The organism is Bradyrhizobium neotropicale, from assembly GCF_001641695.1.
Classification (GTDB): domain Bacteria; phylum Pseudomonadota; class Alphaproteobacteria; order Rhizobiales; family Xanthobacteraceae; genus Bradyrhizobium; species Bradyrhizobium neotropicale.
Genome location: NZ_LSEF01000080.1, coordinates 167,562 through 174,566, shown reverse-complemented (window position 1 = coordinate 174,566; position 7,005 = coordinate 167,562). Strand labels below are relative to the sequence as shown.

At 64.9% G+C, this 7,005-nt stretch carries 7 protein-coding genes; 5 read left to right on the top strand and 2 right to left on the bottom strand.

Annotated features, from left to right (window positions below; all coding sequences use genetic code 11):
• The first annotated feature begins 47 nt into the window (after positions 1–47).
• Positions 48–1,415 carry an IS30 family transposase gene (locus AXW67_RS26060; protein WP_201723621.1) on the top strand — a complete coding sequence of 456 codons (1,368 nt, stop codon included), beginning with the start codon at positions 48–50 and terminating at the stop codon, positions 1,413–1,415.
• Positions 1,416–1,502: 87 nt separating this feature from the next.
• Here the strand turns inward: AXW67_RS26060 and AXW67_RS26055 are convergent, their stop codons facing one another.
• Positions 1,503–2,303 carry an SDR family NAD(P)-dependent oxidoreductase gene (locus AXW67_RS26055; RefSeq protein ID WP_063680193.1) on the bottom strand — a complete coding sequence of 267 codons (801 nt, stop codon included), beginning with the start codon at positions 2,301–2,303 and terminating at the stop codon, positions 1,503–1,505.
• Between the two features lie 138 nt (positions 2,304–2,441).
• Positions 2,442–3,500 carry a polysaccharide deacetylase family protein gene (locus tag AXW67_RS26050; protein ID WP_027549778.1) on the bottom strand — a complete coding sequence of 353 codons (1,059 nt, stop codon included), beginning with the start codon at positions 3,498–3,500 and terminating at the stop codon, positions 2,442–2,444.
• Positions 3,501–3,665: 165 nt separating this feature from the next.
• On the opposite strand from AXW67_RS26050, the gene AXW67_RS26045 reads away from it, so the two are divergent.
• The 4 genes from AXW67_RS26045 (at position 3,666) to AXW67_RS26030 (ending at position 7,001) form a co-directional block, all read left to right on the top strand.
• Positions 3,666–5,060: an OmpA family protein gene (locus tag AXW67_RS26045; RefSeq protein WP_063680191.1), complete on the top strand. Its 1,395-nt coding sequence runs from the start codon at positions 3,666–3,668 to the stop codon at positions 5,058–5,060.
• Positions 5,061–5,062: 2 nt separating this feature from the next.
• Positions 5,063–5,359, top strand: a complete 297-nt coding sequence (locus AXW67_RS26040; RefSeq protein ID WP_063680189.1) for a hypothetical protein — start codon at positions 5,063–5,065, stop codon at positions 5,357–5,359.
• Positions 5,360–5,481: 122 nt separating this feature from the next.
• A complete protein-coding gene (locus AXW67_RS26035; RefSeq protein WP_063680187.1) occupies positions 5,482–6,072 on the top strand; it encodes a TetR/AcrR family transcriptional regulator in 591 nt (196 codons plus the stop codon).
• A complete protein-coding gene (locus AXW67_RS26030; protein ID WP_063680185.1) occupies positions 6,069–7,001 on the top strand; it encodes a haloalkane dehalogenase in 933 nt (310 codons plus the stop codon). Before AXW67_RS26035 ends, AXW67_RS26030 begins: the two co-directional genes overlap by 4 nt.
• The last annotated feature ends 4 nt before the right edge of the window (positions 7,002–7,005 follow it).

Sequence of the window (7,005 nt, the reverse complement as noted above, 5' to 3'; positions counted from 1 at the left end):
GGGCGGATTCAACCGCTCGTCGCAACACTCGAGCAAAAGAGGTTGCGATGGAGAAGCGTGTGCGGACAGATCGTCCCCGAGAGGTCCTACGAGAAGATTATAGACCGTTCTGGACTGCGATTGCCTTGGGGCGATCGAGCGGGGATGCTGCGGTTGAGGCCGGGGTGTCGCCGTCGGTCGGAGTACGCTGGTTCCGGAGGGCGGGCGGTATGCCGCCAACACATTTGTCGCGATCGTCCAAACCTCGGTCGGAGCGCTACCTGTCGTTCGCCGAACGTGAGGAGATTGCCATCTTGCGCGCGCAGGGGCATGGGGTGCGAGCCATCGCTCGTCAGCTCGGCCGGCCTCCATGCACGATCTCCCGTGAGCTCCGTCGCAATGTGGCGCGCCGCCATGGCGCTCCAGAGTACCGGGCGACCACGGCACAATGGCATGCTGATCAGTCCGCCCGACGGCCCAAGTTTGCGAAGTTGGCAATCAACCCGACCCTGCGGGATTATGTGCAGGACAGGCTTGCCGGTATGATCGCTAAGCCAGACGGGGCGCTCCTCGTTGGCCCGAAGGTCGTGTGGAAGGGCCGCCGGGCGGTGCATCGGCAAAACCGACGCTGGGCGACGGCATGGAGCCCGGAACAGATTTCTCGGCGACTTCGGCTCGACTTTCCCGAGGATGAGACGATGCGCATCAGTCACGAGGCAATTTATCAGGCCCTTTATGTGCAGGGTCGAGGAGCTTTGCGCCGTGAACTGACGGCCTGCTTGCGCACTGGGCGGGCCTTGCGGATGCCGAGGGCGCGCGCCCGCAAAGGCAGAAGCTTCATTCCTTCCGAGATCATGATCAGTCAACGTCCGGCGGAAGCTGCCGATCGAGCTGTGCCGGGTCACTGGGAAGGTGACCTCATCATGGGCCTCGGTAGTTCCGCGATCGGCACTTTGGTGGAGCGCACGAGCCGTTTTACCATTCTGCTGCATTTGCCGCGCATGACCGGTCAGGAACAGGATGCTCGCGTGAAGAATGGACCTGCACTCGCCGGACATGGCGCTGAGGCGGTGCGAGACGCCATCACCCGCGCAATCTTCACCATGCCCGAGCGACTGCGGCGGTCTCTAACCTGGGATCAAGGAGCTGAGCTGGCTCAGCACGCGCGTCTGAAGATCGATGCAGGCGTGCAGGTCTACTTTTGCGACCCTCACAGCCCGTGGCAGCGCGGCACCAACGAGAACACGAATGGGTTGCTGCGCCAGTACTTTCCAAAGGGGACGGATCTCAGCATGCACGATGCCGATGATCTGGAGGCCGTGGCTCTTGCACTCAACACAAGGCCCCGCAAAACCCTCGGCTGGAAAACACCGGCAGAAACCCTCGACGAATTGCTCCGAGTGAGCGATACACGGAGTGTTGCGACGAGCGGTTGAATCCGCCCTGGATGCCCCGGTCAAGCCGGGGCATGACTGTGAGTTTGAGGGAGGGCATGCCGCCCTCCCTTGGTCGAAACCCGCCGCCTACCCCGCGATCTCCAGTCCGGCATTGGCGTAGACGACGCCGCCATCGACGGCGATGGTGTTGCCGACCACGTAATCGCCCGCACGCGAGGCGAGGTAGATCGCCACCCCTGCCATGTCCTCGTCGGTTCCGATCCGCCGCGCCGGAATGCGCTTTGCGACGTCCTCCGCATGGTCTCGCGCGGCCCGGTTCATGTCGGACTTGAACGCGCCCGGCGCGATCGCGGTGACGTTGATGTTGTCCTTGATCAGTTTCGTCGCCATGCGCCGCGTCAGATGGATCACCGCGGCTTTGCTCGCGGCGTAGGAATAAGTCTCGCTCGGATTGACGAAGATGCCGTCGACCGAGGCGATGTTGATGACCTTGGCGGGCCGCTCATGCGCCGCCGACGCGCGCAGCGGTGCGGCAAGCGCCTTGGTCAGGAAGAACAGGGATTTGACGTTGAGGTCCATCACCTTGTCCCAGCCGCTCTCGGGGAATTCGTCGAACTCCGCGCCCCAGGCGGCGCCGGCATTGTTGACGAGGATGTCGAGCTTCGGCTCCAGCTTGATGATTTCGCCGGCGAGCTTGTTGCAGCCGTCGACGGTCGAGATGTCGATCGGCAATGCAATGCACTCGCCGTCATATTGCGCGGAGAGCTCCTTGGCGGTCGCCTCGCAAGGCCCGGCCTTGCGCGCGGTGATGTAGACCTTCGCCGCGCCGACGCCGAGAAAGCCGGCGGCAATCATCTTGCCGATGCCGCGCGAGCCGCCGGTTACGAGCGCAACACGGCCTTCGAGCGAGAACAGATTTTTGAGCATGGTTGCCTCCCTTGGTTGGTGCTCGTTGTGGGCATGGCGAGGAGGGGAGTCAAGGAACCGTCGCCAGCTCCGCCCTCATCCTTCGAGACGCGCTCCTTCGGAGCGCTCCTCAGGATGAGGTCTGAGTGTGTGGAAGGCTCAAGCCGCCGCGATCCGGCGCAGGCCGTTCCACATCGCGGTGGCGGCGCCCGAGGTCAGCACCGGCAGGATGCGGGCGTCCTGATAGTTGCCGTTGAGCGAGACGCGCGGCAGCGCGGTCATGTGGCCGGCGTTCTCGGCGAACAGCATGCCCGGCCGCGTCGTCACGGCTGTCTTGAAGCCGGCGGAAGCGGCGAGCGCGAATTCGCGTTTCCCGGCCGCCTCGCGGTCGCCATAGGGGTAGGCGAAATGCAGCACGGGACGGCCGAGCGCCTCTTCGATCCGTGCGCGGCTGATTGCCATCTCCTGCGCGGCGATCTCTTCGCTCTGCTTGGCGAGATTGCAATGGCTGACGGTGTGGGCGCCGATCGTAACCAGCGGATTTGAGGCAAACGTCTTCACTTCGTCCCAGGACAGGCACAGAGAGCGGCACAGCGCGGCCATGTCGACGTCGTATCTGGCGCAGAGCGCCTCGATCTCGCGCTTGAGATCGTGCTCGCCCGGCAGCGCGCGCAGCCAGTCGTGCAGGTGGTCGAATGCCGCCTGCTTGGCCGCCGGCGTGGTGGCATCGAGCCGCAGCGCGGACTTGCCGATCTCTACGTCTATCTGCTCAGCCTTGGCGATCACGGCTTCCAGCGCGATCCACCACAGGCGCCCGGTGCCTTGGGCGAAGTCGCTCGCGACATAGACGGCCAAAGGTGCGTCGAATTCGCGCAGCACCGGGAGCGCAAATTCCAGATTGTCGCGGTAGCCGTCGTCCAGGGTGAAGGCGGCGAAGCGGCGGGTGAAGTTGCGCTGGACTAGCCGCTCATGCAGCTCGTCCATGCTGACGATGTCGATGTCGCGGGAGCGCAGGTGGCAAAGCGTCGCGCGCAGGAAGTCGGGGGTGACCTCGAGGTGCCGGTTGGGCTGGAACGCGCCGTCGCGGGCCGGCCGCACATGATGCAGCATGAAAATGGCGCCGACGCCCGACAAAAGCGGGCGCAGAAGGTGGTGCGCCCCGCTGAAATAGAGTGCACCCAGCCCGGCGCGGATGACGTTATTGCGGAGTTGTTTCATCGAAGGCTGGCGGACCCCTGGCATTCCGCCTTCAACTTAGGGTGGGACCCTTGAAGAAAAAGTTATTCCAATTGTCCACGCAGTGCCTTGAGAGGGGCGGCATTTCCGGTTTGACAGCCTGCCAAGGGTTTGTTTTGTCTCCGGTTCCAGAGTTCGGGTCGTCGAATGCAGAAGCTTTTCAGGTGGGCCAGCAAATGGTGGCCGGGGTTGATTCCCTTGGCCGTCATGTGGGGATTTGCGGCTTGGAATAACACCTTACCGGTCGAGGCCGACCTGTCGGCCCGTAGCAGCGCGGCGCTCAAGGACACCGTTCTGGACAAGACCCGGATTGCCGTCGACGGCCGCGACGTCAGCCTGGCCGCCGACGCCTTCTCCGAGGAGGGACGGCGCGATGCGGTCATGGCGGTCGAGAACGTTCCCGGCGTGCGGCTCGTCGACGACGCGACCCGCCTCGTTCCCGAAGCCAAGCCGTTCGTCTGGAACGCCGAGCGCGACGTCGTCCGGGTAACGCTGTCCGGCAGCGCGCCGTTGCCGGCGATGAAGGCCCGGCTGATCGAGGCGGCGCGCAAGGAGCTCGGCGGGGTGGAGGTGGCCGATCAGATGGGGCTGGCGCGCGGCGCGCCGCCGCGGTTCGAGGCGGCAGCGATGCTCCTGCTCGACCAGATCGGCAAGCTGAAGGAAGGCAAGATCACGATCTCCGACACCGCGGTCAGCCTGTCCGGCATGGCGCGCGAGCTCGGCGGCCGCGAGGCGATCGCAGCCGCGCTGAAGAACCTGCCCGAGGGTTTTTCGATCGCCGCGAACGAGATCAAGGCGCCGCCTTACATCTTCCAGGCCTACAAGGATCCGGTCGCCGCGACGCTGACGCTGACGGGTTATGTGCCGGACAACAATGTGCATGCGGCGATCGCAAGCAGCGCCTCGCGAAAATTCTTCACCGAGAAGGTCGTCGACAACCTCAAGGCCAGCATCGGTGCGCCCAGCTCCTTCAGCCCGGCGGTGGTCGCAGCTCTCGGCGCGCTGTCGCGGCTGTCGACCGGCACGCTCGTGGTGTCCGACCGCGAGGTGAAGCTGTCGGGCGATGCGCTATATGAAGGCGCGGCCAACGATATCCGCGCTGGCCTCGGCAAGGATTTTCCAAAGACCTGGCAGTACAAGCCGGAGATCACGGTGAAGCCCGCGGCAGGGCCGGTCGATGGCACGGTCTGCCAGCAATTGTTCACGGAGCTCCTGAGCAAGGGCAAGATCCGCTTCGAGCCGAAGCGCGCCAATATCGATCCGGATTCCGCAGGGATTCTCGACCATCTCATCGAGACCGCGCTGCGCTGTCCCACCACCAATATCGAGGTCGCCGGGCACACCGATGCCGATGGCGAGGACGCCTTCAACCAGGCGCTCTCGGAAAAGCGCGCGCAGGCGGTGATCGACTATCTGGTCAAGGCCGGTCTGCCGGCCAACCGCTTCACCGCGGTCGGCTATGGCGCGACGCAGCCGGTCGCCGGCAACGACACCGATGACGGCAAGGCGCAGAACCGTCGCATCGAATTTCTGGTGAGGTGACGATGCCCTATCTCGTCTCGTTCCATTTGGGCTGGCTGGTCGGATCGCTGCTATTGGGCCTGGCGATGGGCTGGATCTCGGTGGTCCAGCGCGGCAACGGCACCTCGAAGGTGACCGCGCGCTGGCTGGCCGTGCTCGTTGCAGGATTGGTCGCGGCATCGCTGACCCACGTGGTCCCCGGACGGTTCGGCTATTGGCTCGACCTCGGCCTGATCATGTTCGCCTGCTACCTGGTCGGCTGCACCATCGGCGCATGGCTGCGCGACCGCGTGGTCTCGCGCGGCGCGCCGGCGGCCTGAGTTTCCGGCCCGCTTGGAGGCGGGTCTAACCCAACATCGCGACAACTACCTGATCGGTAAGGATATTGCCCAGACGCGGGGCCGCGCTTGACATTAATACGTACGTACGTATTATATCCCGCATGCCAAAGCCCTCGCTCAAAGATGCCATCCTCGACGCCGGCCTCAAGGTCATGTTCCGCACCGGCTATCACGGCACCAGCGTGCGCGACGTCACCGCTGCGGCGGGCGCGCCGCAGGGCTCCTTCACCAACCATTTCCGCTCCAAGGAGGCCTTCGCCTCCGAAGTGCTCGACCGCTATTTTGGCGTCACCAGGGGCCTAGTCGCGGAGGCGCTCGAGGACACCTCGCTGACGCCACGCGCGCGGCTCCGGCGCTACCTCGACATCATTACCGGTCGGCTCGAGGCTGACGGATTTGGCCGCGGCTGCCTGATCGGCGATCTCAGCCTGGAGGCCACCGGCAGCAGCGAGATGCTGCGCGCCCGCCTCGCCGAGATCTTTGCCGAATGGCGCGTGCCGTTCGCAGCCTGCATCACTGAGGCCCAGACGCGCGGCGAGATCGCATCCGATTTCGAGCCAGAGGAGCTTGCCGACTTCCTGCTTGCATCCTGGCAGGGCGCGATCCTGCGCATGAAGGTCGATCGCAATCCCAAGGCGCTCGAACGCTTCAAGACCATCGCATTCCAAACCGTGTTCAAGGAGCCGACATGAGCCAGCAAGCCGAGATCGAGATCCGCAACACCTCCGTCCTGGGAACGACGATGGCCTGGCGCGAGACGGGTGCCCATGATGCGCCGGTCGCACTGTTCCTGCATGGCAATCCCACCTCGTCCTACATCTGGCGCAACATCCTGCCGCTGGTGGCGCCTGTTGCGCATTGCATCGCGCCCGACCTCGTAGGCTTCGGCCAGTCCGGCAAGCCGGATCTCGCCTACCGCTTCTTCGATCATGTCCGCCATCTCGATGCATTGATCGACGAGCTCGGCATCTCCTCCGCCTATCTCGTCGCGCAGGACTGGGGCACCGCGCTCGCATTTCATCTCGCCGCGCGCCGGCCGGATTTCGTCCGCGGCCTCGCCTTCATGGAATTCATCCGCCCGATGCCGACCTGGCAGGATTTTCACCACACCGAGATCGCGGAGGAGCAGGGTCACGCCGAGGCGGCGCGGGCCGTCTTTCGCAAGTTCAGAACGCCGGGCGAAGGCGAGGCCATGATCCTCGATGCGAACGCGTTCGTCGAGCGCGTGCTGCCCGGTGGCATCCTGCGCAAGCTCAGTGAAGAGGAGATGGCATCCTATCGCGCGCCGTTCCCGACGACCGAGAGCCGCCGCCCCGTGCTCGCCTTTCCCCGCGAGTTGCCGATCGCAGGCGAGCCTGCCGATGTTTACGCAACGCTCCAGTCCGCTCATGCGGCGCTGGCAAATTCGTCGTATCCAAAGCTGCTGTTCACGGGGGCCCCGGGCGCGCTGGTCGCGCCTGAATTTGCCGAGCGGTTCGCAGCTTCGCTGCAGCACTGTGCGCTGGTGCGCCTCGGACCCGGCCTGCATTTCCTCCAGGAGGATCACCCCGAGGCGATCGGTCGCTCCGTCGCGGGCTGGATCGCGGGCATCGAGGCTGTGCGTCCGCAGCTTGCGGCTTGAACGG

Coding starts and splice junctions, on each gene's coding strand:
- AXW67_RS26055 (WP_063680193.1), bottom strand. CDS start 2,303: ATGCTCAAAAATCTGTTCTCGCTCGAAGGCCGTGTTGCGCTCGTAACC.
- AXW67_RS26060 (WP_201723621.1), top strand. CDS start 48: ATGGAGAAGCGTGTGCGGACAGATCGTCCCCGAGAGGTCCTACGAGAA.
- AXW67_RS26050 (WP_027549778.1), bottom strand. CDS start 3,500: ATGAAACAACTCCGCAATAACGTCATCCGCGCCGGGCTGGGTGCACTC.
- AXW67_RS26035 (WP_063680187.1), top strand. CDS start 5,482: ATGCCAAAGCCCTCGCTCAAAGATGCCATCCTCGACGCCGGCCTCAAG.
- AXW67_RS26045 (WP_063680191.1), top strand. CDS start 3,666: ATGCAGAAGCTTTTCAGGTGGGCCAGCAAATGGTGGCCGGGGTTGATT.
- AXW67_RS26030 (WP_063680185.1), top strand. CDS start 6,069: ATGAGCCAGCAAGCCGAGATCGAGATCCGCAACACCTCCGTCCTGGGA.
- AXW67_RS26040 (WP_063680189.1), top strand. CDS start 5,063: ATGCCCTATCTCGTCTCGTTCCATTTGGGCTGGCTGGTCGGATCGCTG.